The organism is Comamonas thiooxydans, from assembly GCF_000964545.1.
Classification (GTDB): Bacteria; Pseudomonadota; Gammaproteobacteria; order Burkholderiales; family Burkholderiaceae_C; genus Comamonas; species Comamonas thiooxydans.
This window is the reverse complement of sequence record NZ_BBVD01000010.1, coordinates 119,510-141,567: the sequence shown is the minus strand read 5'-3', so window position 1 is coordinate 141,567 and position 22,058 is coordinate 119,510. Positions and strand designations below refer to the sequence as shown.

At 62.5% G+C, this 22,058-nt stretch carries 20 protein-coding genes; 11 read left to right on the top strand and 9 right to left on the bottom strand.

The features are described from left to right. Positions 1–23: 23 nt before the first annotated feature. The 5 genes from flhD to Cth01_RS17270 all read right to left on the bottom strand — a co-directional run bounded on the left by flhD (position 24) and on the right by Cth01_RS17270 (position 4,636). Entirely contained in the window at positions 24–350 is a 327-nt protein-coding gene (gene flhD / locus Cth01_RS17290) for a flagellar transcriptional regulator FlhD (RefSeq protein WP_003069145.1), read from the bottom strand. Positions 351–960: 610 nt separating this feature from the next. Then, positions 961–1,872, bottom strand: coding sequence for a sulfurtransferase (locus Cth01_RS17285; protein ID WP_045839983.1), 912 nt, complete (start codon positions 1,870–1,872; stop codon positions 961–963). Positions 1,873–2,079: 207 nt separating this feature from the next. Next, on the bottom strand, positions 2,080–2,994 hold the full coding sequence (locus Cth01_RS17280; protein ID WP_034352862.1) for a DMT family transporter: 915 nt from the start codon (positions 2,992–2,994) through the stop codon (positions 2,080–2,082). Positions 2,995–3,077: 83 nt separating this feature from the next. After that, a complete protein-coding gene (locus tag Cth01_RS17275) occupies positions 3,078–4,217 on the bottom strand; it encodes an aromatic ring-hydroxylating oxygenase subunit alpha (RefSeq protein WP_034352859.1) in 1,140 nt (379 codons plus the stop codon). A gap of 188 nt (positions 4,218–4,405) precedes the next feature. After that, the gene (locus Cth01_RS17270; RefSeq protein ID WP_224648591.1) at positions 4,406–4,636 is read right to left on the bottom strand and encodes a hypothetical protein; all 231 of its coding nucleotides are present in this window, start codon (positions 4,634–4,636) and stop codon (positions 4,406–4,408) included. Positions 4,637–4,650: 14 nt separating this feature from the next. Here Cth01_RS17270 and xseB point away from each other — a divergent pair, with 14 nt between their 5' ends. From xseB to Cth01_RS17245, 5 genes are all read left to right on the top strand, one after another. After that, a complete protein-coding gene (gene xseB, locus Cth01_RS17265; RefSeq protein WP_003069159.1) occupies positions 4,651–4,890 on the top strand; it encodes an exodeoxyribonuclease VII small subunit in 240 nt (79 codons plus the stop codon). 38 nt (positions 4,891–4,928) lie between these two features. After that, positions 4,929–5,870, top strand: a complete 942-nt coding sequence (locus tag Cth01_RS17260) for a polyprenyl synthetase family protein (RefSeq protein ID WP_045839982.1) — start codon at positions 4,929–4,931, stop codon at positions 5,868–5,870. 65 nt (positions 5,871–5,935) lie between these two features. Continuing rightward, positions 5,936–7,804, top strand: a complete 1,869-nt coding sequence (dxs, locus tag Cth01_RS17255) for a 1-deoxy-D-xylulose-5-phosphate synthase (RefSeq protein WP_034352851.1) — start codon at positions 5,936–5,938, stop codon at positions 7,802–7,804. Between the two features lie 279 nt (positions 7,805–8,083). Then, positions 8,084–9,166 carry a type 2 periplasmic-binding domain-containing protein gene (locus Cth01_RS17250; RefSeq protein WP_034352848.1) on the top strand — a complete coding sequence of 361 codons (1,083 nt, stop codon included), beginning with the start codon at positions 8,084–8,086 and terminating at the stop codon, positions 9,164–9,166. Between the two features lie 175 nt (positions 9,167–9,341). Further along, positions 9,342–10,424: a TRAP transporter substrate-binding protein gene (locus Cth01_RS17245; RefSeq protein WP_003069176.1), complete on the top strand. Its 1,083-nt coding sequence runs from the start codon at positions 9,342–9,344 to the stop codon at positions 10,422–10,424. 84 nt (positions 10,425–10,508) lie between these two features. Here the strand turns inward: Cth01_RS17245 and Cth01_RS17240 are convergent, their stop codons facing one another. The 4 genes from Cth01_RS17240 to Cth01_RS17225 form a co-directional block, all read right to left on the bottom strand. Continuing rightward, positions 10,509–11,060: a hypothetical protein gene (locus tag Cth01_RS17240; RefSeq protein ID WP_045839908.1), complete on the bottom strand. Its 552-nt coding sequence runs from the start codon at positions 11,058–11,060 to the stop codon at positions 10,509–10,511. Between the two features lie 105 nt (positions 11,061–11,165). After that, positions 11,166–13,007 carry a TRAP transporter large permease gene (locus tag Cth01_RS17235; protein ID WP_045839907.1) on the bottom strand — a complete coding sequence of 614 codons (1,842 nt, stop codon included), beginning with the start codon at positions 13,005–13,007 and terminating at the stop codon, positions 11,166–11,168. Positions 13,008–13,026: 19 nt separating this feature from the next. Beyond that, positions 13,027–13,647: a TRAP transporter small permease subunit gene (locus tag Cth01_RS17230; protein ID WP_003069181.1), complete on the bottom strand. Its 621-nt coding sequence runs from the start codon at positions 13,645–13,647 to the stop codon at positions 13,027–13,029. Positions 13,648–13,993: 346 nt separating this feature from the next. Continuing rightward, positions 13,994–15,166 (bottom strand): helix-turn-helix domain-containing protein, encoded by a 1,173-nt coding sequence (locus tag Cth01_RS17225; RefSeq protein WP_045839906.1) that lies wholly within the window; start codon positions 15,164–15,166, stop codon positions 13,994–13,996. A gap of 158 nt (positions 15,167–15,324) precedes the next feature. On the opposite strand from Cth01_RS17225, the gene Cth01_RS17220 reads away from it, so the two are divergent. The 6 genes from Cth01_RS17220 to Cth01_RS17195 all read left to right on the top strand — a co-directional run bounded on the left by Cth01_RS17220 (position 15,325) and on the right by Cth01_RS17195 (position 21,996). Continuing rightward, positions 15,325–15,795: a (2Fe-2S)-binding protein gene (locus Cth01_RS17220; RefSeq protein WP_034352836.1), complete on the top strand. Its 471-nt coding sequence runs from the start codon at positions 15,325–15,327 to the stop codon at positions 15,793–15,795. 33 nt (positions 15,796–15,828) lie between these two features. Beyond that, positions 15,829–18,216 carry a xanthine dehydrogenase family protein molybdopterin-binding subunit gene (locus Cth01_RS17215; protein ID WP_034352831.1) on the top strand — a complete coding sequence of 796 codons (2,388 nt, stop codon included), beginning with the start codon at positions 15,829–15,831 and terminating at the stop codon, positions 18,214–18,216. Between the two features lie 46 nt (positions 18,217–18,262). Next, on the top strand, positions 18,263–19,048 hold the full coding sequence (locus tag Cth01_RS17210) for an FAD binding domain-containing protein (protein ID WP_034409481.1): 786 nt from the start codon (positions 18,263–18,265) through the stop codon (positions 19,046–19,048). A gap of 138 nt (positions 19,049–19,186) precedes the next feature. Beyond that, positions 19,187–20,107 carry an AAA family ATPase gene (locus Cth01_RS17205; RefSeq protein WP_045839981.1) on the top strand — a complete coding sequence of 307 codons (921 nt, stop codon included), beginning with the start codon at positions 19,187–19,189 and terminating at the stop codon, positions 20,105–20,107. Next, complete coding sequence (locus tag Cth01_RS17200; RefSeq protein WP_045839905.1) at positions 20,094–21,335, top strand: vWA domain-containing protein; 1,242 nt, start codon at positions 20,094–20,096, stop codon at positions 21,333–21,335. Before Cth01_RS17205 ends, Cth01_RS17200 begins: the two co-directional genes overlap by 14 nt. A 13-nt stretch (positions 21,336–21,348) precedes the next feature. Then, on the top strand, positions 21,349–21,996 hold the full coding sequence (locus tag Cth01_RS17195) for an SRPBCC family protein (protein WP_034380153.1): 648 nt from the start codon (positions 21,349–21,351) through the stop codon (positions 21,994–21,996). Positions 21,997–22,058 lie beyond the last annotated feature (62 nt).

Here is a 22,058-nt window from a genome sequence, read left to right as displayed (position 1 = left end):
ACCAGGTAGTCGCTAGCGGGTGCTCAGAGCACTTCGGAGACACGGCTGGCCATCAGGATGTTGGCGTGCAGCGTATTGGTGGCGGCATTACCGATCTTGTTGCTGCTGTGGTTGGTCAGCAGGCTCCAGACCATTTCGTCGTCGGCGCGGAAGCTGGCCAGCAAGGTGTTGCGCGATGCCAGCTTGAGCACCTGGGCCGAAGACAGCGAGCCCAGCAGGTCGCAGGACTCTTCGTTAAGACCCAGACGGAACACGGCCTCGGCCTTGTCCTGGCGGATCAGGGTCTGGGCCAGCATCAGATAGGTGAGGTTGGCTTCGCGGATCTCGGCAAGCAGTTGTTCGTTGTTCATGGGTCCAGTCCTTTCAATCTCGACAGACCGTCACGGCGCACACAAACAAGACGTTAGAAGTGTTTCGATCTGTTGAAATGAATTGTGTTTCAAGCCCTGATCGAACTGAAGTCGGGGAGCGTCGGTATCGCCGGTCTGGTTTCACAGGCAGGCATGTAGGATTTCCCTTACTGTCTTGCCGTCCTTCGGGATGACTCGGAGTGCCGGGTGGGGGCTGACATTGCGTCAGGCCGGATTCCACTGGTGCATGTATTGTGAATCTGTCCGGAAGATGACAAACGAGCAAATAGGCGGCTTTTTATTCGGTATCTGATCGCCTATGAAAAAAGGCCGCTGGGATTTCCTGTGATAGCGGCCCGAATCCGGGTTGCCAAGCTGCATCGACATGCGAGTGCGGACATGTGCCTCGGCCATTTCGCCAAGGCCCGGAGCGCCGAGAAGCAATGGGCCTGGTCTGGCTTGGCGCTGAGCAAGCGCGCCGCACCGCGCTTGCGCCTGTCCACAGTGATCACGGTGCGCTCTGTCCGTGGCCCAGGGAGTGAACCCGGCAAACGCGGGGGAGCGTGCCTGTTCACAGCCGGTGCCTGACGCGACACCGGCATATGGCAGCTCAGCCTCGCTCGGCCGGGCGGGAGGGCTGGCTGCACCACTCGCTCCAGCTGCCGGCAAACAAGGCTGTGGGCGCAAAGCCGGCAATGCGCATGGCCAGCACATTGGGCGTGGCACTGACACCGCTGCCGCACTGGTGAACCACGCTGGCGGGATCGCGTCCGGCCAGCAACTGATCAAACTCGGCTTTGAGCAGCGCTGCGGGCTTGAAGCGTCCATCGGCCGCGATATTGCTGCTGAACGGCCGATTCAGTGCACCCGGAATATGGCCTGCCACGGGGTCCAGGGGCTCGACCTCGCCGCGGTAGCGGGCCGGGGCCCGGGCATCGATGAGGGTCTGGGTGGTCTGGCCCAGGTCGGCCTCGACCTGATCTACGGTCTTGAGTGTCTCCAGCGGCTGGCCCAGTTCAAAGTTGGACTGGAAATGGCGGGGCTCTTCCCCGCTGCCCACCGCCTGGCCGGCCGCCTGCCAGGCTTGCAGTCCGCCATCGAGCACTGCCACGGCATCGTGGCCGGCCCAGCGCAGCATCCACCACAGGCGGCCGCAGTAATTGGCGGCGTTGCGGTCATAGACCACGGCCTGCATATTGTTGGCAAAGCCTATGGACGACAGCCAGGCGGAAAAGCGCTCGAGCGTGGGCAGGGGGTGGCGGCCGCCGGAGGCCGATTGCACGCTGGTGGCGACCTGGCCGTCTTCGCCGGGTGCTCCGTGCGGTGCGCTGAGGTCTTTGTCCAGATCGGCGAACAGGGCGCCATCGATATGGATCTGCAGATATTGCTCGCGGCCGGCAGGCGGATTCATGAGGTCAAAGCTGCAGTCAAACACCATCAAGGGCTTGCCGCTGGCCTTGAGTCTGGCCAGCTCTTCGACGGAAATCAGGGTGTTGTAGTGCTCGGGCGCCGAGTGGTTCATGGCTTGCTGCTCCAAAGATTGAACGGCTGCAGACGGCATGGCGTGCAGTCTTGCGGCATGCAGACCATTATGCGATCGGGTCGCAGCGCCTGAGCCCTGCAGGCTTCATTGTTTGGATATGGCAAGCCGCGCAGATCCGGCGTGGACTGCGCGGCAGGCTGGGGCTGCTGACGTGCATGGCGAAGGCGCCAGGCACCGCTGCCATGGCTAGCCCCTGGAGCGTAAGGCGGTTGCTGCGGCTCCGCTGGCAACGATGAGCACAATGCCCAGCCAGCCGATCAGAGGGATGCTTTCGCCGAACAGCACCAGGCTGAGCAGGGCGGCAAACACAATGCCCGAGTACTGCAGATTGGCGACGACCAGGGTGTTGCTCTTGCTGCCGGCCGAGGCATAGGCTTTGGTCATGCAGACCTGGGCCACGGCGGCCAGCACGCCCACGGGCAGCAGCCACAGAGCGCTCCAGCCGGGGAAGGGCGAGATGCCGGTGAACAGCATGGTGATGCCGCCGGCAATGGCCGATCCCACCGAGAAATAGAACACCACGCGGGTTTCAGGTTCGCCCAGGCGCGACAGGGTGGTCACCTGCATATAGGCCATGGCCGCAAACATGCCGCCAAACAGGCCGCCGAGTGCGGCCACCCATTCGCTGGCCGGGGCGCTGGTCGGGCGCAGCACCAGCAGCACGCCGACAAAGCCCGCCACCACCGTGGACACCAGGCCCCAGGGAAAGGGCGGAATGGCGCGGCGGGTTTCGGGCTCGGCCGCATAGGATTTGCGCAGCGTGTGGCGCATCCACAGGCCCTGGGCGATGAGAAAGACCGCCATCCAGATGCTGCTCATGGAGTTGAGCGTGGTGGCCGTGGCCAGCGGCAGATGGCCGATGGCGTAGAACCAGGCACCCATGGAGATCACGCCGACAAAGCTGCGCCAGGCATGCTCGCGCGAGTACTGGGTGGTCAGCGTCACGCCGCTGCGCCTGGCCAGCCAGACCAGCAGCGCCATGCTGACCAGGCCGCGGTAGAACACGATCTCCGCCGCATTGAAGTCCTGGGAGGCAAACTTCACACACACACTCATGACCGCAAAAATCAAGGCGGCCAACACCATCCACAGGGCTTGCATATCTCACTCAATTCAGCATAAAAAATAGCTGCTGTGCTTATGGGGTAAGCGATAGCAGCTATCAGTCTTGAGGTTTACCTCATTCAGCGTTGGGGGACGCTGTCGCCCATGATGCGGCGATACCACTCGTGGAAATGCTGCATGCCGTCTTCCATGGGGCTCTGATAGGGGCCGACCTCGTTGTCGCCGCGTTCATAAAGCGCCCTGCGGCCGCCGTCCATGCGTTCGGCGATCTCGTCGTCCTCGATGCAGGTTTCCATGTAGGCGGCCTTCTGGGCCTGCACGAACTCGGGCTCGAAGGCGGCGATTTCCTCAGGGTAGAAGAACTCCACCACATTCAGCGTCCGGTCCACGGCCAGCGGGTGCAGGGTCGAGACGGTCAGCACATGCGGATACCACTCCACCATGATGTGGGGGTAGTAGGTCAGCCAGATGGCGCCGCGATCGGGCAGCTCGCCGTTGCGGTAGGCCAGCAGCACTTCGTGCCACTTCTTGTAGATGTCCGAGCCCGGGTTGCCGAAGCCGGGGGCCACGCCCACGGTCTGCACCGAGTACTCGCTGGCGAATTCCCACTTCAGATCGTCGCAGGTGACGAAGTTGCCCAGACCGGGGTGGAAGGGGCCGACGTGATAGTCCTCCAGATAGACCTCGATAAAGGTCTTCCAGTTGTAGTTGCACTCGTGCATCTCGACATGGTCGAGCACGAAGCCGTCGAACCGGAGCTGCTCGCGCAGCTTCATGCCGGCCAGATCGGCCTCTATGTCGCGACCGTTGTCCTCGAACAGCAGTCCGTTCCACTCGCGCAGACGGTAGTTGTTGAGGTTCAGGCAGGGGTCGTGGCTGAAATGCGGGGCGCCCAGCAGCTCGCCGCTGGTACTGTAGGTCCAGCGGTGCAGCGGGCAGACGATATTGCCTCCGGCATGGCCCTTGCCCTCGGACAGCAGATTGCCGCGCCCCTTGAGCATCACCGCCTGGCGGTGACGGCAGACGTTGGAGATCAGCTCGATCTCGCCTTTGGCATTGCGTACCAGCGCCCGCCCCTCTTTTTCCTGAGGCAGGGCGTAGTAGTCGCCTATCTCGGGAACGGCCAGCTGGTGACCCACGTAGCGCGGGCCGCGCTTGAAAATCGTTTCCAACTCACGCTGGAACAGCGCCTCGTCGAAATAACTTGAAACTGGTAGTTGGCTTGCGGCCTGCTGCAGTTGAAGACTTAAATCAGTCATGGATGACCTGACCTAAAGACTCCCCACAGGGAGGGTGCACGTGCGCACACGGTAAAAAACGAAACCGGCCTTGTCTGGACACGGGCCTCAGGCAATGGGCGGTGGCGCATGGCCAGCCGACTCGTTTGCCCGACCGGATGACCAGGCACGTGGCCGGCTTGACGGGAATGGGATTATAGGCTGTGGGGTTATTTCCGTTTTTCTGGTACGTGTATTGACGTTATTTCGACGTTGTAGCGAAGGATCCTGTCAGCAAGCTGCCAGCCGTCCGCAAACCGTGGCAGGTCGTCAAAAAGGCTGGTGCGGACGGCATCGACCTGACCGGAAGTCACAGCCAAGACATCTCCCGCCTGCCGGCTTTGCGGGCATTGCACGCCAATGGTGCAGGGGCGCCTAAAATCGTCGTTTTCGTCCAACATAGCCCACACCATCCATGCCCAAGGCCGCTGCCGCCAAAAAATCCGAACAGCCTGTCAGCTATGAAGCTGCTTTGCAGGAGCTGGAACAACTGATTGCGCAGATCGAATCGGGTCAGCTTCCGCTGGAGCAGATGCTCAGCGGCTACCAGCGTGCGGCCGAGCTGCTGGGTTTTTGCCGCAGCCAGCTCGAAGCCGTGCAGGAGCAGGTCAAGGTACTGGACGAAGGCAAGCTGTCCGCCTGGACCCAGGACTGATCCCGGCGTCCGCGCTTTTTGCCTTGAAGATGCAGCCCATGAATGAATCAATGATTGCCGAACCATCGACGCCTTTGAACGAGGGCAAGCCTGCCCTGGATTTTTCCGTCTGGATGCAGGAGCGACTGGCGCGCACCGAAGATGCGCTGTCGCGCTGGGTGGGCATCAATGCACCTGCGGGCCTGGGCGAGGCCATGCGCTACGCCGTGCTCGATGGCGGCAAGCGCTTGCGACCGCTGCTGGTCTGGGCGGCCGCCGAGGCGGTGGGCGGTCTGGCTGCGGCCACGCTGCGCGCAGGTTGTGCCGTAGAACTGATTCACGCTTATTCCCTGGTGCACGACGACATGCCCTGCATGGACAATGACACCATGCGCCGTGGCAAGCCCACCGTGCATGTGCAGTTTGGCGAAGCCTCGGCCCTGCTGGCCGGCGATGCCCTGCAGGCCCTGGCGTTCGAGTTGTTGCTGCCTGACGACGACGGCATTCCCTGCTCCATGCAGGCCAGGCTGTGCCGCCTGCTTGGCGCAGCGGCGGGCAGCCAGGGCATGGCCGGCGGCCAGGCCATTGACCTGGCCAGCGTGGGCAAGCAACTGAGCGAGGCGCAGTTGCGCGAGATGCACCGTCTCAAGACCGGTGCGCTGCTGTTGGGCAGCGTGCTCATGGGGGCCGCCTGCAATGCACAGACCGATGCCCGGGCACTGGCCGCGCTGACCGACTATGGCCAGGCACTGGGCGTGGCCTTCCAGGTGGTGGACGACATTCTGGATGTGGTGGCCGACTCCGCAACGCTGGGCAAGACGGCCGGCAAGGATGCGGCCAATGACAAGCCCACTTTTGTGTCGCTGCTGGGGCTGGAGGCGGCAAGAGCCCATGCCGAGCAGTTGCGCCAGCAGGCTCACGCCGCCTTGACGCGCAGCGGATTGGCCGACACCCAGGCCCTGGCCGCACTGGCCGATATGGTTGTGCAGCGCACCCACTGAAATTTAATAGAGAAGCCCTGTAATCCAGTATTGGTAAACACTAGCAGCTATTAAAAATATAGAACATGTCCACGAATACTTCTTCCCTGCTGCACAGCATCAACGATCCCGCAGATATGCGCGGCCTCTCGCGCTCCCAGCTCAAAAGCCTGGCCGCAGAGCTGCGCACCTATGTGATCGACAGCGTTTCCAGGACTGGCGGGCACCTCAGCTCCAACCTGGGGACGGTGGAGTTGACCGTGGCGCTGCACTCGGTGTTCAACACGCCCTATGACCGCATCGTCTGGGATGTGGGTCATCAGACTTATCCGCACAAGATATTGACTGGCCGCCGTGATCGCATGGGCACGCTGCGCCAGTTCGGCGGCCTGTCCGGCTTTCCCCAGCGGGCCGAGAGCGAATACGACACCTTTGGCACGGCGCACTCGTCGACCAGCATCTCTGCGGCGCTGGGCATGGCGCTGGCCGCCAAGCAAAAAGGTGAAGACCGGCGGGCCATTGCCGTGATCGGTGACGGCGCGATGACGGCCGGCATGGCTTTCGAGGCGCTGAACAACGGCGGCGTGCATGACGCCAACCTGCTGGTCATCCTCAATGACAACGACATGAGCATCAGCCCGCCCGTGGGCGCGCTCAATCGCTATCTGGCCCAGCTGATGAGCGGCCAGTTCTACGCCAAGGCCCGTGATGTGGGCAAGAGCGTCCTGAAGCAGGTGCCGCCCTTGCTGGAGCTGGCCAAGCGTCTGGAACAACAGGCCAAGGGCATGGTCGTGCCTGCCACCATGTTCGAGCAATTCGGCTTCAACTACATCGGTCCCATCGATGGTCATGATCTCGATTCGCTGATTCCCACGTTGGAGAATATCAAGGGTCTCAAGGGTCCTCAGTTCCTGCATGTGGTCACCAAGAAAGGCCAGGGCTACAAGCTGGCCGAGGCCGACCCCGTGGCCTATCACGGCCCCGGGAAATTCGACCCGGCGGTCGGTCTGGTCAAGCCAGCCACGCCTGCCAAGCAGACCTTCACCCAGGTGTTTGGTCACTGGCTCTGCGATATGGCGGCCAAGGACCAGCGTCTGGTCGGCATCACACCCGCCATGCGCGAGGGCTCGGGCATGGTGGAGTTCCACAAGCGCTTTCCCGGCCGCTATTACGACGTGGGCATTGCCGAGCAGCATGCAGTCACTTTCGCCGGCGGTATGGCCTGCGAAGGCGTCAAGCCCGTGGTGGCCATCTATTCCACTTTCTTGCAGCGTGCCTATGACCAGCTGATCCACGACGTTGCGCTGCAGAACCTGCCTGTGGTGTTTGCGCTGGACCGCGCCGGTCTGGTGGGCGCCGACGGTGCCACACACGCTGGCGCTTACGACATCGCCTTTGTGCGCTGCATTCCCAATATGAGCATGGCCTGCCCGGCGGACGAACGTGAAACGCGCCAGTTGCTGACCACGGCCTATGAGCAGGATCACCCTGTCTGCGTGCGCTACCCGCGCGGCGCCGGGGTGGGCGTGACTCCGCTTGACAGCCTGGAAGGCCTGCCCTTTGGCAAGGGCGAGATGCGCCGTGAGTCGGCCTCCAAAAAGGTGGCGATTCTGGCCTTCGGCAGCTTGCTGTACCCGGCCTTGCAGGCTGCCGAAGCCTTGGATGCCAGCGTGGCCAATATGCGCTGGGCCAAGCCTCTCGATGAAGAGCTGTTGCTCCAGATCGCTGCAGATCATGAGCTTATCGTCACGCTGGAAGAAGGCTGCGTCATGGGGGGCGCTGGCAGTGCCGTCATGGAGAGCCTTGCCGCCCATGGCCTGAGCAAGAGCGTGCTGCAGCTGGGGCTGCCCGACGAGTTCATCGAGCATGGCGACCCCGCCAAGCTGCTTGCGCTGCAGGGGCTGGATGCGGCAGGCATCGAGGCCTCCATCCGAAAGCGTCTGGCTGCGGGCTGAGGCGACAGGGACATCGTTTACGCAAAACGGGTTCAGGCAGATGCACGCTCCAGATGGGGCAGGCCGTTGCTGCATCCTTGTTTGCGTAAGTCCTGATGGACTGAAACCAGGCCCTTCATCGAAGGGCCTTTTTCTTTGCTTGTCGTCAAGAAAACTGACGGCAACCGCGAATCGCCACACGGCCGGCGTCTGCGTTTCTAGAATGCCTGTGGCTGCCGGCCTGTGATCAGGCTGTTGCAGCCGGCTTTGCAATGGACAACTACTAGCGGAGAAATATTCATGGATCGTCGCTCACTCGTCAAACATGTGGGCATGGCTGGTGTGCTGGCAGCGGGCGTGGCTCCTGCGGTGCGCAGTCAGGAAGTGCTGCGCTGGCGCTTGGTGACGAGTTTTCCCAAAGTCCTTGACGCCATTTCTGGCGGAGCAGAAAAATTTGCCCAATCTCTGCGCTTCATGTCCGGTGGGCAGATCGAGGTCAGCGTGCACTCTGCAGGTGAGCTGATGCCTGCCTTTGGCGTGATGGAGGGGGTGCAGAACGGCTCGGTCGAAATGGCTTTGACCGCTCCCTACTATTTCACCGACAAGGACTATTGCTTTGCACTGGGCTGCGCCGTGCCCTTTGGTCTGACGGCGCGGCAGATGGATGCCTGGATGGAGTGGGGCGGCGGGCGCAAGCTCATGGATGATTTCTACGCCCAGTACAACATCAAGAGTCTGAGTGCCGGCAACACCGGCACGCAGATGGGGGGCTGGTACCGCAAGGAAATCAGGACCGTGCAGGATCTGCATGGTCTGCGCATGCGCGCTGGCGGCGGCTTGCTGGGTGATGCGCTGCAAAAGCTGGGCGTGCAGGCCGTCAACATGCCAATTGCCGATGCGCAGCAGGCGCTGGAAAAGAACCGCCTCGATGCGGTGGAGTTCGTCGGCCCTTATGACGACCAGAAGCTGGGCTTCGGCAAGATCGCGCCTTACTACTACTATCCGGGCTGGTGGGAGGGCGGTGCAGAGCTGGCCTATTTCATCAATGCCAAGGCCTTTGCGGCCCTGACGCCCGAGCTGCGCGCCATGGTGGAGGCCGCAGCGGCGCTGGCCGCCAAGGATCTGACTGCCAAGTACCTGGCGTACAACCCCGCAGCGCTCAAGAAGCTGCTCAGCGAACGCGTGCAACTGCGAGCCTTTCCGCGCGAGCTCATGGATGCGGGGTTCAAGGCCGTGATGGCCACCATGGCCGAGCATGAGGGCAGGTCGGCGCAGTTCAAGAAAATTCACAGAAGCATGCGCGGATTTCAGCACGACCAGTTGCTCTGGGATCGTTTCTCCGAGTTCCGCTATGCCAGCTATATGAGTGCGGTACGTCTGTAGTGATTGATTGTTTTCAGTTGGGCGCGCATCACTAGGTAGAACTTCTTAAGCGAACGGTCACTTTTTAGCGCTTGCGAATCGGTTGGCTCGTGTACATTTTGTGCCTGTTGCATAAAACAAGCTGGCATAGATCAGTGGTCTGTATCAGCTCAATTCGTTCCTCAAGGAGACTAAAGTGGATCGTCGTTCCATTCTGAAAAATGCCGGTATCGCCGGCGTTCTGGCCGCAGGTGCAGCACCTGCTGTTCACGCCCAGGCCGCTGTGCGCTGGCGCCTGGCCTCCAGCTTCCCCAAGTCGCTGGACACCATCTTCGGCAGTGCTGAAAAGCTGTCGCAACTGGTCAAGGCCATGTCGGGCGGCAAGTTCGAGATTTCGGTGCACCCCGCTGGCGAGCTGATGCCCGCTTTCGGTGTGGTGGATGCGCTGCAGGGCGATACCATTGACATGGCACAGACCGCTGCCTACTACTTCACCGGCAAGGACCCCATCTTCGCCTTCAGCTGCGCCGTGCCCTTCGGCCTGACCGCACTGCAGATGAACGGCTGGAAGGATCATGGCAACGGCCGCAAGCTCCTTGACGCCTTCTTTGCCAAGTACAACTTCAAGACCGCATCGGCCGGCAACACCACGACCCAGATGGGCGGCTGGTATCGCAAGGAAATCAAGACCGTGGAAGACCTCAAGGGTCTGAAGATGCGTCTGGGCGGCGGCGTGTTCGGCGAGGCCATGGCCAAGCTGGGCGTGGTGGCGCAGAACATGCCCGCAGGCGATGTTTACCAGGCTCTGGAAAAGGGTACGCTGGACGCCGTGGAGTTCGTCGGTCCCTACGACGATGAAAAGCTGGGCTTCAACAAGGTTGCGCCTTACTACTACTACCCCGGCTGGTGGGAAGGCTCTGCCGAGCTGGAGTTCTTCATCAACATCAAGAAGTACAACGCGCTGTCGCCCGAGAACAAGGCGATCCTGGACGCCGCAACCCGCGTGGCTGCCGCCGATATGACCAGCAAGTACCAGGTGTTGAACCCTCAGGCCATCAAGCGCCTGGTGGCCAACAAGACCCAGCTCAAGATGTTCCCCAAGCCTTTGATGGATGCAGGCTTCAAGGCCTCCATGGAAGTGTTTGCCGAGCACGAAGCCAAGTCGCCCGAATTCAAGAAGATCCACCAGGACATGCGCGCCTTCCAGCGCGACCAAATTCTGTGGAATCGCTTCTCCGAGTACCCCTTCAATCAGTACATGGCGACTGCCAAGATCTGATTCCAGTCAGACTCAAGACTGCCGGCGCCATGCGCTGGCTGCAAAAAAACCGCAGCTTGCTGCGGTTTTTTCATGTGCCCGAAATCATGCGAGCCTGAGTTGAGCGGCTCCTGCGTCGGACAGCGCAAACAGCAAATCTTCCAGGGCTTCGACAGGTGCAGAGCCAAGATCTATGGTCGCTTTCACTCCTCCTGCCAGGACTTGCGGGTCCGACATGAAGTGAACGACCTGCTGCAGCCCCGCTGCATCCGGCTCGTTTTCATCATCTCCATCAAACCAATCGTTGAACCAGTCGATGAGTGCCTTGGAGGCCTTCTCTTCTGTCAGACCTTGCACTTCCAGCGACAGCCAGTCCCAGACAAAGGGCTGCAGCTCCACTGCGGAATCACCGATGCGGAAATGAATGGGTTCGAAATCGAGCCGCGTCTGTGAATCCACTTGTACAGGTTCTGCGCCGTCTTCCGATACGGGGATGACATCGACCCGGCAGGGCAGATTCCATGCACCTTCTGTGGCCAGCGTCCCATCGCTGTTGCGATAGGCCGGCTCCACATAAGAGTCCTGGGCATTGGCGGCCTGTGACAGCAGGTCTGCGTACGGTTGACGGATGGCCGTCAGCAATTCGGCGATGGTCATTGCGGTTTTCTGGGAAAACAGCAAATCTATCACTCGGCAACCTCTGCCCAATGAAAAAGCCCCGGCTCTGGCGAGCCGGGGCTGTATCAGCGGAGGGGCGAAGATTTACTTGCTCGCAGGAGCTGCGTTCAGTGAGTCCTGCAGGGCCTTGGCCGGATCATCCGAGCCATAGCCGCCTGCATCGGGTGCGGCCGGGGCAGGCTGGTTGCCTTCGGCAGGGGCCGCTGGCACTGCAGAGCCTTCTTCGCCGCCCTCAGGGGCCCCGAAGGGGTTGTCTGCGCCATAGCCACCGCCAGCATCGTTGAGCTGGTTGAGCATCTCGTCGCCCACCTTGTTCATGTCCACGACCACCGGTTTGTCGAGCGCGCCGGTCACGATGCCGGGGAAGGCGATCAGCACACCCACCATCACCAGCTGAATCAGCACAAAAGGCACGGCACCCTTGTAGATCTGCATGGTGGTGACGGGCTCGATGACCTTATGCGTGACCTTGTCGACGTACTGCTTGTCCGGAGCGACCGAGCGAAGGAAGAACAGTGCAAAACCGAAGGGCGGATGCATGAACGAGGTCTGCATGTTCACGGCCAGCAGCACGCCGAACCAGATCAGGTCGATGCCCATCTTCTCGGCCACGGGTCCCAGCAGCGGCACCACGATGAACGAGAGTTCAAAGTAGTCCAGGAAGAAGGCCAGGAAGAAGATCATGATGTTGACCACGATCAGGAAGCCCACCTGGCCGCCGGGCAGGCTGGTCAGCAGGTGTTCCACCCACTTGGGGCCGTCGGCGGCCTGGAACACCAGGCTGAAGGTGGTGGCGCCGATCATGATGAACATCACGAAGCTAGCCAGCTTGGTGGTCGAGGCCAGGGCCTGCTTGAGCAGGTCCATGTTCAGGCGTCGGCGGGCAAAACCCATGATCAGTGCGGCCATGGCTCCCATGGCGCCGCCTTCTGTCGGAGTCGCAATGCCCAGGAAGATGGTGCCCAGCACGAGGAAGATCAGCAGCAGCGGAGGGATCAGCACAAAGGTCACGCGCTCGGCCAGCTTGGACAGCAGGCCCAGCTTGAGAACCCGGTTGAGCGAGGCGATCACAAAGGCGATGAATGTGCCGCCGCACATGGCGGTGACGATTTTCTCGTCAGTGGGTACATCCAGCACTTCCTTGCCCTGCCACCAGGTGTGAAGGTCGGCCATGTGATTGGCCAGGAAGATGGCCACGATGGTCGAGATGCCCATGACCACGGCCAGCGAGGTATAGCCACCGTTGCCATTGGCTTCGCGGTAGATACGTGCCTCCACAGGCAGGGCAGGCACCATCTTGGGCTTGAAGATGGCCAGAATCACCACCCACAGAACATACAGACCCATGAGCATGAAGCCGGGAATGAAGGCGCCCTTGTACATATCGCCCACGCTCTTGCCCAACTGGTCGGCCATCAGAATCAGCACCAGCGAGGGCGGAATGATCTGTGCCAGCGTGCCAGACGCTGCAATCACGCCCGATGACAGACGACGATCATAGCCATAGCGCAGCATGATGGGCAGAGAGATCAGGCCCATGGAAATCACCGAAGCAGCAACCACGCCGGTGGTGGCGGCCAGCAGTGCACCCACAAAGATCACGGCCAGAGCCAGACCGCCGCGGATGGGACCGAACACCTGGCCGACAGTGTCAAGCAGGTCCTCTGCCATGCCCGAGCGTTCGAGAATCAGGCCCATCAAAGTGAAAAAGGGAACGGCCAGCAAGGTGTCGTTGGCCATGATGCCGATCAGGCGCTGGGGCAGCCAGGCCATCACGGAGGAGGGAAAGACCCCCAGTTCGATGCCCAGAAAGCCGAAGGCCAGGCCTGCAGCCCCCAGGCTGAAGGCTACGGGAAATCCCAGCAGCAAAAAGCAGATCAGCCCCGCAAACATGATGGGGGCGTAGTTGGTAGCGATAAATTCCATCGATTGTCTCCCGCTACCGTTATGCCTTGGCCTGGGCGGCCAGCGCCTCAGCCTGCTTGCGATCGGCTTCGGCACGCAGGGCCTCGGCCAGTTCTTCCTCGGCGCTCTTGTCGCTGAGCTTGCCCATGGGGTCGGGGCCGTCGCCGGTCAGGAAGGCAATGCGCTTGATCAGCTCGGAGATGCCCTGCAGCAGCAGCAAGGTGATGCCCACAGGAATCGCCGTCCATACGGGCCAGCGGATCAGCCCGCCGGGGTTGCCCGACATTTCGCCGGACTGGTACATCTGAATTACCACCGGCATGCTCAGCCACAGAATGGTCAGGCATAGCGGGGTGAGAAAGAAGGCAAAGCCGATGATGTCGATCCAGACCTGGGCCTTTTTGGACAGACGGCTGTTGATCACGTCGATGCGTACATGCTCGCGATGCAGCAGGGTGTAGCCCGCAGCAATCAGAAAGGACCATGCGAACAGATACCACTGGACTTCCAGAAAGGCATTGGAGCTGGTGTCAAAGGCCTTGCGAACAATGGCGTTGGCGGCGCTGATGAAGGTGGCGGCAAATATCAGCCAGATGGAATATTTGCCGACAAAGGCGTTGAGCCTGTCGATAGCCCTGGACAGGGCGAGTAAAGCCTGCATGGTGTCTCCAAAAAGTAGGCTGTGTATGCGTCGCGCTGTTGGGGCTGGTAAGCCTCAGGGCGATCTGAGTTTTTGAACCAAACTGGAGATTCTACGGACGCAGGTATGGTGTTTTTTACAAATACGCACGCAAATGTGGCGTCCGAGCGTCAGTTGTGCCTGCTATATGTACGATAGCTGAAAGTGCACGGCTGGTGCAGCTTAGATGATTGTTTTATTGAGGTATTTTGTATTTTTCATGGGCTTGCTTGCTAGTGTGCGCCTGCTGTCGTGGAGGGCGTTTTTGCGCTGAAACTAGGGCAAATCCGTAGAGAGCCAAACTGCATCAGATCCGGTTCAAGACCTCTTATTTGCTGGCCAGCCGGCGATAGAGCGTGGCCCGGCTCAATCCCAGGTTGCGAGCTGCCAAGGTTACATTCCCGTGAGCCTCCTGCATGGCCTGCTGAATCAGCAGCAACTCGCTGGTGCGCAGCGGTGTGGTCATGGCATTGGCAGATGTTGCCTGACAGGCTGCGCCGGAACCCTGCATGACTGGGACACGCAGCAAGGGACCGGCCTGTGCCAGTGCCAGCAGGCGCAGACCGGACCACAGCGGTAGTTGCAGTGGCGCCTCGGGCCGCTGGCGCGCATGTTCGATCAGATGACTCCAGGGCAGGGCCAGCAGCTCATGGCTCTGGATGAGCGAGTCCCCCCCAGGGGCTTGCAGAGGACGCGGCACCAGTTGCCTGGCCACGGTATTGCTGCCCAGCAATCGGCCTTCGGCATCAAATACCATCAGGCCTTCGCCTTCCTGGCCCAGAGGTCCGCCGGGCCAGTTCACGCGCAGCAGCAGGGTATGAGGCAGGGCCCGCAGCAATCGATCTTCGATGGCGCGTGCGCAGCGCAGTGCCAGCAGCAGCAGTTCGGGGCGCTCGGGTACATCAATGCCGGTGATGTCCAGCATGCCCAGACACTCGCCCTGAGGGCCGAATACCGGAGCGCCTGCGCAACTGTAGTCGCGCAGATCGTCAAAGAAATGCTCCTGCCTGTGCAGCCATACCGGGCTGAGTTCGGCCAGTGTCGCGCCTATGGCCGAGGTGCCCACGCCGCGCTCGGACAGATCCACGCCGACACGGCCTACGGCCAGCGCACGCAGATCGCTATGGTCGACGGGACCTTGCACTTCAAGTGCCAGTCCCTGGGCATCGGTCAGCAGGCAGAAGTAGCGCATGGCACCCACGGCCGCGACCAGCTGCGTCATGACCGGGCGTGCAGCCTGCAGCAGCAACTGGTGCTTGTCCTGGGCGTGGCGCAGCGCGTGAGGTCCGACGGCCTCGAACTCCACTTTTTGCGCGGGATGACGGCCCTGCGCCACGCAGCGCTGCCACGAGCGCCAGAGCCAGGGAGCCAGGCCAGACGGTGCCAGCGCATGGGATGAGTCCATCGCCAGCAACTGCTGCCTGGCCTGGGCAAGCAGGGAATGGCGTGCACCTGGATGCGCTGCGGCTTGCGCGGAAATGGCGGGGCTGGCGGGCGACATGCGGACTCCGGACAGTGTTTCATTTTGAGAATATCTGTGCGTGTTTCGTCTGGCTTGGGGGTCAACCCTAGCGCCTTGCATGGCGGTAACTGCCCACCATAGAGAGTGCGGTTGTGCTTTGTTACCCAATTCTTCGGATAAAGGCAGGAGGCATCACGATGAATGTTCAGTTCACGGTCAATGGCCGCGCGGCCAGCATTGACGTCCCCCCCAATACCTTGCTGGTGCAGGCGCTGCGTGAACAGCTGCGCCTGACGGGCACCCATGTGGGCTGCGATACCAGCCAGTGCGGAGCCTGCACGGTGCTGGTCAATGGCAAGGCCATCAAGTCCTGCACCATGCTGGCCGTGCAGGCCCAGGGCGCAGAGGTGCAGACCATAGAGGGCATGGCCGCTGCCGATGGAACCATGCATCCCATGCAGGCGGCCTTCAAGCAGTGCCATGGCCTGCAGTGCGGCTTCTGCACGCCCGGCATGGTGATGAGTGCGGTGGATCTGTGCCGCCAGAAGCCTCAGGCCACCGATGCCGAGATCCGCGAACTGCTCGAAGGCAATATCTGCCGCTGCACGGGCTACCAGAACATCGTCGCTGCCGTCAAAGTGGGTCGCGACGGCATGAGCGCCAGCTGAGCCGCGCATCACAACTAGAAGAGGAGACACACCATGGGTGCATCTGACTTTTCCAAGCTGCCGCATATCGGCGAAGCCGTTCTGCGCCGCGAGGATGATCGCTTTCTGACCGGCGCAGGCCAGTACACGGACGACATCACGCTGGGCGCGCAGGCCTATGCGGTATTTGTGCGCTCGCCCCATGCCCACGCGAGGCTGCGCAGCGTCAACGTGGATGCCGCCAAGGCGGCGCCAGGCGTGGTCGGCGTGCTCACGGGCGCCGATGTGGCGGCCGCCGGCATCAACGGCCTGCCCTGCGGCTGGCTGATCACCAGCACCAATGGCGAGCCCATGAAGGAGCCGCCGCACCCGATCCTGGCCCTCGATACCGTGCGCTATGTGGGCGACCAGGTGGCCATGGTGGTTGCCGAGACCCTGCAGCAGGCACGCGATGCGGCCGAGCTGGTGGAGGTCGATTACGCGGTGCTGCCTGCGGTCGTGAACGTGGCCGATGCGGCGGGTGGCAAAAAGCCCGGCGCCGTGGTTCACGATATCGCTCCCGACAACCGCTGCTACCAGTGGGCGATAGGCGACAAGGCAGCCGTGGATGCCGTGTTTGCGGGCGCGGCCCATGTGACGCGGCTGGATCTGGTCAACAACCGGCTGATCCCCAATGCCATGGAGCCGCGCGTGGCCATCGGCAGCTACAACCGCGCCATGGATGAGTACACACTGTACGTGGCCAACCAGAACCCGCATGTGGAGCGGCTGCTGATGACGGCTTTCGTCATGGGCCTGCCCGAGAGCAGGGTGCGCGTGATTGCTCCCGATGTGGGCGGCGGCTTCGGCTCCAAGATCTTTCTGTATGCCGAGGATGTCTGCCTGACCTGGGCGGCCAAGAAGCTCAACCGCAATATCAAGTGGACGGCCGATCGCAGCGAGTCCTTTCTGACCGATGCGCATGGCCGCGACCATGTCAGCCATGCCGAGATGGCCATGGACGCCGATGGCAAGTTCCTCGCCATGCGCGTGCACACCGATGCGAACCTGGGCGCCTATCTGTCCACCTTTGCCAGCGCCGTTCCGACGATTCTTTACGCAACGCTGCTGGCGGGGCAGTACACCACGCCGCAAATCCATATCGAGGTCGATGCCTGGTTCACCAACACTTCGCCCGTGGATGCCTACCGGGGTGCAGGCCGCCCCGAGGCCACTTATCTGCTCGAGCGCCTGGTCAGCCGCTGTGCCTGGGAGATGAATCTGTCCCAGGCGGAGATCCGGCGCCGCAACTTCATCACCAGCTTTCCCTATCAGACGCCAGTGGCGCTGCAGTACGACACCGGCGACTACAAGGCCTGCATGGATCAGGCCGAGCAACTGGCCGATGTGGCGGGCTTTGCGACCAGGCGCGCAGCCAGCGAGGCCAAAGGACTCAAGCGCGGCCTGGGCTACAGCAGCTACATCGAGGCCTGTGGCCTTGCTCCCAGCAATATTGCCGGGGCGCTAGGCGCTCGTGCCGGTCTGTTCGAGTGCGGCGAGGTGCGCGTCCATCCCACGGGTAGCGTGACGGTGTTTACGGGCTCGCACAGTCATGGTCAGGGGCATGAGACCACTTTTGCCCAGGTGGTGGCGGCCCGACTGGGCATTCCCGTCGAGCATGTGGAGATCGTCCATGGCGATACGGGCCGCGTGCCCTTTGGCATGGGTACCTATGGCTCGCGCTCCATCAGCGTGGGAGGGGCGGCCATCATGAAGGCGCTGGACAAGATCGAGGCCAAGGCCAAGAAGATCGCCGCCCACCTGATGGAGGCCAGCGATGCCGACATCGATTTCGAGGGAGGCGAGTTCACGGTGCGCGGCACCGACAGAAAGCTGCCGTTTGCCCAGATTGCGCTGACGGCCTATGTGCCGCACAACTATCCGCTGGACAAGCTGGAGCCGGGGCTGGACGAGACTGCTTTCTACGATCCCACCAACTTCACCTTCCCGGCCGGCACCTATATCTGCGAGGTCGAGGTGGACCCTGCCACGGGCGTGGTGCGTGTCGACCGCTTCAGTGCCGTGGACGATTTCGGCACCATCATCAACCCCATGATTGTGGAGGGTCAGGTCCATGGCGGACTGGCCCAGGGCATAGGCCAGGCGCTGCTGGAAAACTGCGTCTACGACCGTGACTCGGGTCAGTTGCTGACCGGCAGCTTCATGGACTACGCCATGCCCCGCGCCGACGATCTGCCCGACTTCAAGCTGGGCACGGTCTGTACGCCCTGCACCCATAACCCGTTGGGCACCAAGGGCTGCGGCGAGGCCGGGGCCATAGGCTCGCCGCCAGCCGTCATCAATGCCGTGCTCGATGCTCTGCATTCCCTGGGCGTCAAGGATCTGGACATGCCTGCCAGCCCGCACCGCGTGTGGGAAGCCATCGATGCTGCACGCCCCTGACTGTGGCCTGCACACACCCGACTGAGAGGAAGAGAGGACAACATATATGTATGCCTTCAGTTACTCCAATCCCCGGACGCTGGATGAGGTGAGCGCTGCCAGCGGGCAGTTTCTGGCCGGCGGCCAGAGCCTGATTCCTTCCATGAAGCTGCGCCTGGCTCAGCCCGGCGCGATTGTGGACCTCAACCAGGTCGATGGTCTGGCGGGAATCCGCGTCAGCGGTGATCAGGTCGAGATCGGCGCCATGACCCGTCATGCCGATGTCGCCGCCAGCCGCGAGGTGCAGCACGCCATTCCCGCGCTGGCCGAACTGGCCGGCGGCATTGGCGATCGGCAGGTGCGCGCGCGAGGCACGATGGGCGGCTCGCTGGCCAACAACGACCCCGCGGCATGCTATCCCAGTGCGGTGCTGGGTCTGGGCGCCACCGTGCTCACCCAGCGGCGCGAGATAGCGGCCGACGACTTCTTCCAGGGCATGTACACCACGGCACTGGAAGAGGGCGAGCTGATCAAGGCCGTGCGCTTTCCTGTGCCCAGAAGGGCCGCCTATATCAAGTTCAAGCAGCCCGCTTCGCGCTTTGCGCTGGTGGGCGTGTTTGTGGCGCAGACGGCGCAGGGCGTGCATGTGGCCGTGACCGGCGCGGGACTATCGGTCTTCCGCCACGCAGGCCTGGAAGCGGCGCTCAACCAGAGTCTCACGGCCGCTTCGGCGGCTGCAGTGCCTATCGACGACAGCGAGCTCAACAGCGATCTGCACGCGAGTGCGCGCTACCGGGCGCAACTGATCAGTGTCCTGACGCAGCGGGCGGTGGATCAACTGCTCTCAGTCTGAGCGGCTTGGCCGCTTTCCCCTCTCTCGCTTCGCGGGAGGGGGCAACAGCCTCGCTGCGGGGCGGCCCTTGCTTGCTGTCTCGTTCTTGTATTTTGAAGAAAAGTGGCTCTGGTCTATATGGATAAAGCGCAGGCAGCTATGAATACTGATGTGAACAGCGCTTTGGAGTCGGTGGATGGGCTGCTGGCCGCCTTGCAGGAGGTCGGCTATTTCGCGGACCGGCGTCTGGCTACGGCCGTGTTTCTGGCGCTCAGGCTTCAGCGGCCCCTGCTGCTGGAGGGCGAGCCGGGCGTTGGCAAGACCTCGCTGGCTCAGGCGCTGTCCCAGGTGCTGGCGCGGCAGCTGATCCGGCTGCAGTGCTATGACGGCCTGGAGCAGCGTGAAGCGCTGTATGAGTGGAATTACGCGGCGCAGCTGCTGCATCTGCGCGCGGCCGAGCTGCGTGGTGCGGCGGAACTGGAAGCTGTCGAGCAGGAGGTCTATCAGCCGCGCTATCTGGTGCGCCGGCCTTTGCTGCAGGCCCTGCAGGCGCCCGCGCCCGGCGCGGTGCTGCTGATTGACGAGGTGGACCGGGCTGACGAGCCTTTCGAGGCCTTTTTGCTCGAGTATCTGGGGGAGTACCAGGTCAGCATTCCCGAGCTCGGGGTCATCAGGGCCCAACTGCCGCCGGTCACCATTCTTACCAGCAATCGCACGCGTGATCTGCATGACGCGGTCAAGCGCCGCTGTCTCTATCACTGGCTGGACTATCCCGAGCGCGAGCGCGAGCTGGCCATTGTCCAGTCCAAGGTGCCTGAGGCCGCAGCGGCCTTGACCGAGCAGATCGCGCGCTTTGTGGACCGGCTGCGCAGCCGCCCGTTTGCCGATGCCTTCGAGCGCACGCCCGGCATTGCCGAAAGCGTGGAGTGGGCCAAGGCGCTGGTGGCGCTCGACACCCTGGTCATAGACCCCGAGCTGGTGCACGAGACGGCGGGCATTCTGTTCAAGCAGCGCGAGGACGTGGCCGCGCTCACGCCAGAGCGTCTGCAGCAATTGCTGGAGCCCGATGCCACAGCCTGAGCTGCAGGCGCAGGCGCCAGCCCGTTCCGCAAGCGTGAGCTGGTGGGGCGATGCGCGCAGCGGCAAGCTGCCCATCAATCTGCTGGGGTTTGGCCGAGCCCTGCGCCGCGCGGGGCTGGCGGTGGATGCCGAGCGCCTGGCGCTGGCCCAACAAGGCCTGATGCTGGTGGGCGTGAACCGCGAGGACGTGGCCGCCGCGCTGGAGGCTGTGCTGGTTTCGCGTGAACAGGATCTGGCGGTCTTTCGCGAGCTGTTCGCGGCCTACTTTCGCAATCCCGAGGTGGCGCAGCAGCTTCTGAGCCAGTTGTTGCCGGGCGCGCCGGAGGCTGCCAGGCCGCGTCACAGGCCGCGTGTTCAGGAGGCCTTGTCGGCGATTCGCGCCGCACAGCAAAAGACCGCGAGCGAGGAGTTGACGCTGGATGCTGCCATGTCGGCCAGCGACCGGCACAGGCTGCAGCATGCGGATTTCAACCAGCTCAGTGCCAGCGAGTACCGCCTGGTGCAGCAGCTGGCGCGCGATATCCGCTTGCCGCTGCCTAGCTATCGCAGTCGCAGAAGCGAGCTGCGCGCCTCGGGACTGCGCGTGCACTGGCCCGCCAGTCTGAAGGCAGCGGCGGCCACGGGCGGCGAGTTGGCAAGTCTCAAATGGCGCAGGCGCAAGCGGCTGCCCATGCCCTGGCTGGCGCTGGTTGATGTCTCGGGCTCCATGGAGCGCTATGTGCGTCTGCTGCTGGCATTTCTGCACCAGGCCACCAGCCCCCGGCGCTATCCGCAGCTGCGCCGCCATGTCTACAGCATGGGAACCGGCCTGCAGGAGCTGAACCGCGCTTTTGCCTACAGCGACCCCGATGCCATGCTGGCCCAGCTCAATCACGACATCGACGATTTCGGCGGCGGTACCTGCCTGGGAGAGTGCCTGGCACAGTTGCGCCAGCAGGGGGCGCGCCATCTGGTAGGGCGACGTACCCTGGTGCTGCTGGTCAGCGACGGGCTGGATACCGGCGACAGTACGCTGCTGGAGCGGGAGCTGCAGTGGCTGGCCCGGCACAGTGCGCGCATTGTCTGGCTCAACCCCTTGTTGCGTTTTGACGGGTATGCCCCGCTGGCCAAAGGCGCGCAGGTACTGCATCGTCACAGCCATGCCATGCTGGCCGTGCACAACCTGCAGTCGTTGCAGCAACTGGCTGCCCATCTGGCGAAGCTGCTGCAACTGCCGCACCGAGATTGAAAAGGAGAACACCATGGAAATGCATGCCAGCCGTCCTCTTGCCGTGAGCCAGCAGCAGGCCTGGGAGGCGCTCAACGATCCGCAAACCTTGCAGCAATGCCTGGCCGGCTGCGAGAAGTTTGAGGATGCGGGCGATGGCTCCTATGCGGTGATCATGTCCGTGAAGATCGGTCCGGTATCGGCCAAGTTCAACGGCCGGGTCACGCTGTCGGACGTGCAGCCGCCCAAGAGCTACACGATTGCCTTTGAAGGGCAGGGCGGTGTGGCCGGCTTTGGCAAGGGCCAGGCCAAGGTGGATCTGACGCCCATCGATGCAGGGCATTGCGAGCTGCAGTACAAGGTGCAGGCCCAGGTCGGCGGCAAGATTGCCCAGCTGGGCCAGCGCCTGATCGACGGCGCAGCCAAGAGCATGGCCGAGGACTTCTTTGCGCGCTTCGAGGCCTTGATGCAGCAGCGCCACCCGAGCGAGCAGTCCGAAGACGAAGGCGGTGCGGAGGAGCTGGATACACGCTCCTGGGAACACGACGCGGCCTCCACCAGCTACGCGCCGCTGGACGCCACACCCTCGGCGCCGCCGCGCGAATCGTCCGGCATCCCCGTCTGGGCCTGGGGCCTGGGGGCTGTCATCGTGCTGGGCGCGCTCTGGCTGCTGACTCGTTGACCAGCGCATGAATAAAAAAAGCCCCTGAGCCTGAGGCCAGGGGCTTGGTGCAGGTAGCCAAA

Excerpts from the sequence above, each read along its gene's own strand:
- Cth01_RS17250 (WP_034352848.1), top strand. The coding sequence starts at position 8,084 with ATGGATCGTCGCTCACTCGTCAAACATGTGGGCATGGCTGGTGTGCTG.
- Cth01_RS17235 (WP_045839907.1), bottom strand. The coding sequence starts at position 13,007 with ATGGAATTTATCGCTACCAACTACGCCCCCATCATGTTTGCGGGGCTG.
- dxs (WP_034352851.1), top strand. The coding sequence starts at position 5,936 with ATGTCCACGAATACTTCTTCCCTGCTGCACAGCATCAACGATCCCGCA.
- Cth01_RS17270 (WP_224648591.1), bottom strand. The coding sequence starts at position 4,636 with ATGTTGGACGAAAACGACGATTTTAGGCGCCCCTGCACCATTGGCGTG.
- flhD (WP_003069145.1), bottom strand. The coding sequence starts at position 350 with ATGAACAACGAACAACTGCTTGCCGAGATCCGCGAAGCCAACCTCACC.
- Cth01_RS17210 (WP_034409481.1), top strand. The coding sequence starts at position 18,263 with ATGTATGCCTTCAGTTACTCCAATCCCCGGACGCTGGATGAGGTGAGC.
- Cth01_RS17195 (WP_034380153.1), top strand. The coding sequence starts at position 21,349 with ATGGAAATGCATGCCAGCCGTCCTCTTGCCGTGAGCCAGCAGCAGGCC.
- Cth01_RS17280 (WP_034352862.1), bottom strand. The coding sequence starts at position 2,994 with ATGCAAGCCCTGTGGATGGTGTTGGCCGCCTTGATTTTTGCGGTCATG.
- Cth01_RS17285 (WP_045839983.1), bottom strand. The coding sequence starts at position 1,872 with ATGAACCACTCGGCGCCCGAGCACTACAACACCCTGATTTCCGTCGAA.
- Cth01_RS17260 (WP_045839982.1), top strand. The coding sequence starts at position 4,929 with ATGAATGAATCAATGATTGCCGAACCATCGACGCCTTTGAACGAGGGC.
- Cth01_RS17240 (WP_045839908.1), bottom strand. The coding sequence starts at position 11,060 with ATGACCATCGCCGAATTGCTGACGGCCATCCGTCAACCGTACGCAGAC.
- Cth01_RS17205 (WP_045839981.1), top strand. The coding sequence starts at position 19,187 with ATGAATACTGATGTGAACAGCGCTTTGGAGTCGGTGGATGGGCTGCTG.
- Cth01_RS17215 (WP_034352831.1), top strand. The coding sequence starts at position 15,829 with ATGGGTGCATCTGACTTTTCCAAGCTGCCGCATATCGGCGAAGCCGTT.
- Cth01_RS17275 (WP_034352859.1), bottom strand. The coding sequence starts at position 4,217 with ATGACTGATTTAAGTCTTCAACTGCAGCAGGCCGCAAGCCAACTACCA.
- Cth01_RS17225 (WP_045839906.1), bottom strand. The coding sequence starts at position 15,166 with ATGTCGCCCGCCAGCCCCGCCATTTCCGCGCAAGCCGCAGCGCATCCA.
- Cth01_RS17230 (WP_003069181.1), bottom strand. The coding sequence starts at position 13,647 with ATGCAGGCTTTACTCGCCCTGTCCAGGGCTATCGACAGGCTCAACGCC.
- Cth01_RS17200 (WP_045839905.1), top strand. The coding sequence starts at position 20,094 with ATGCCACAGCCTGAGCTGCAGGCGCAGGCGCCAGCCCGTTCCGCAAGC.
- Cth01_RS17220 (WP_034352836.1), top strand. The coding sequence starts at position 15,325 with ATGAATGTTCAGTTCACGGTCAATGGCCGCGCGGCCAGCATTGACGTC.
- xseB (WP_003069159.1), top strand. The coding sequence starts at position 4,651 with ATGCCCAAGGCCGCTGCCGCCAAAAAATCCGAACAGCCTGTCAGCTAT.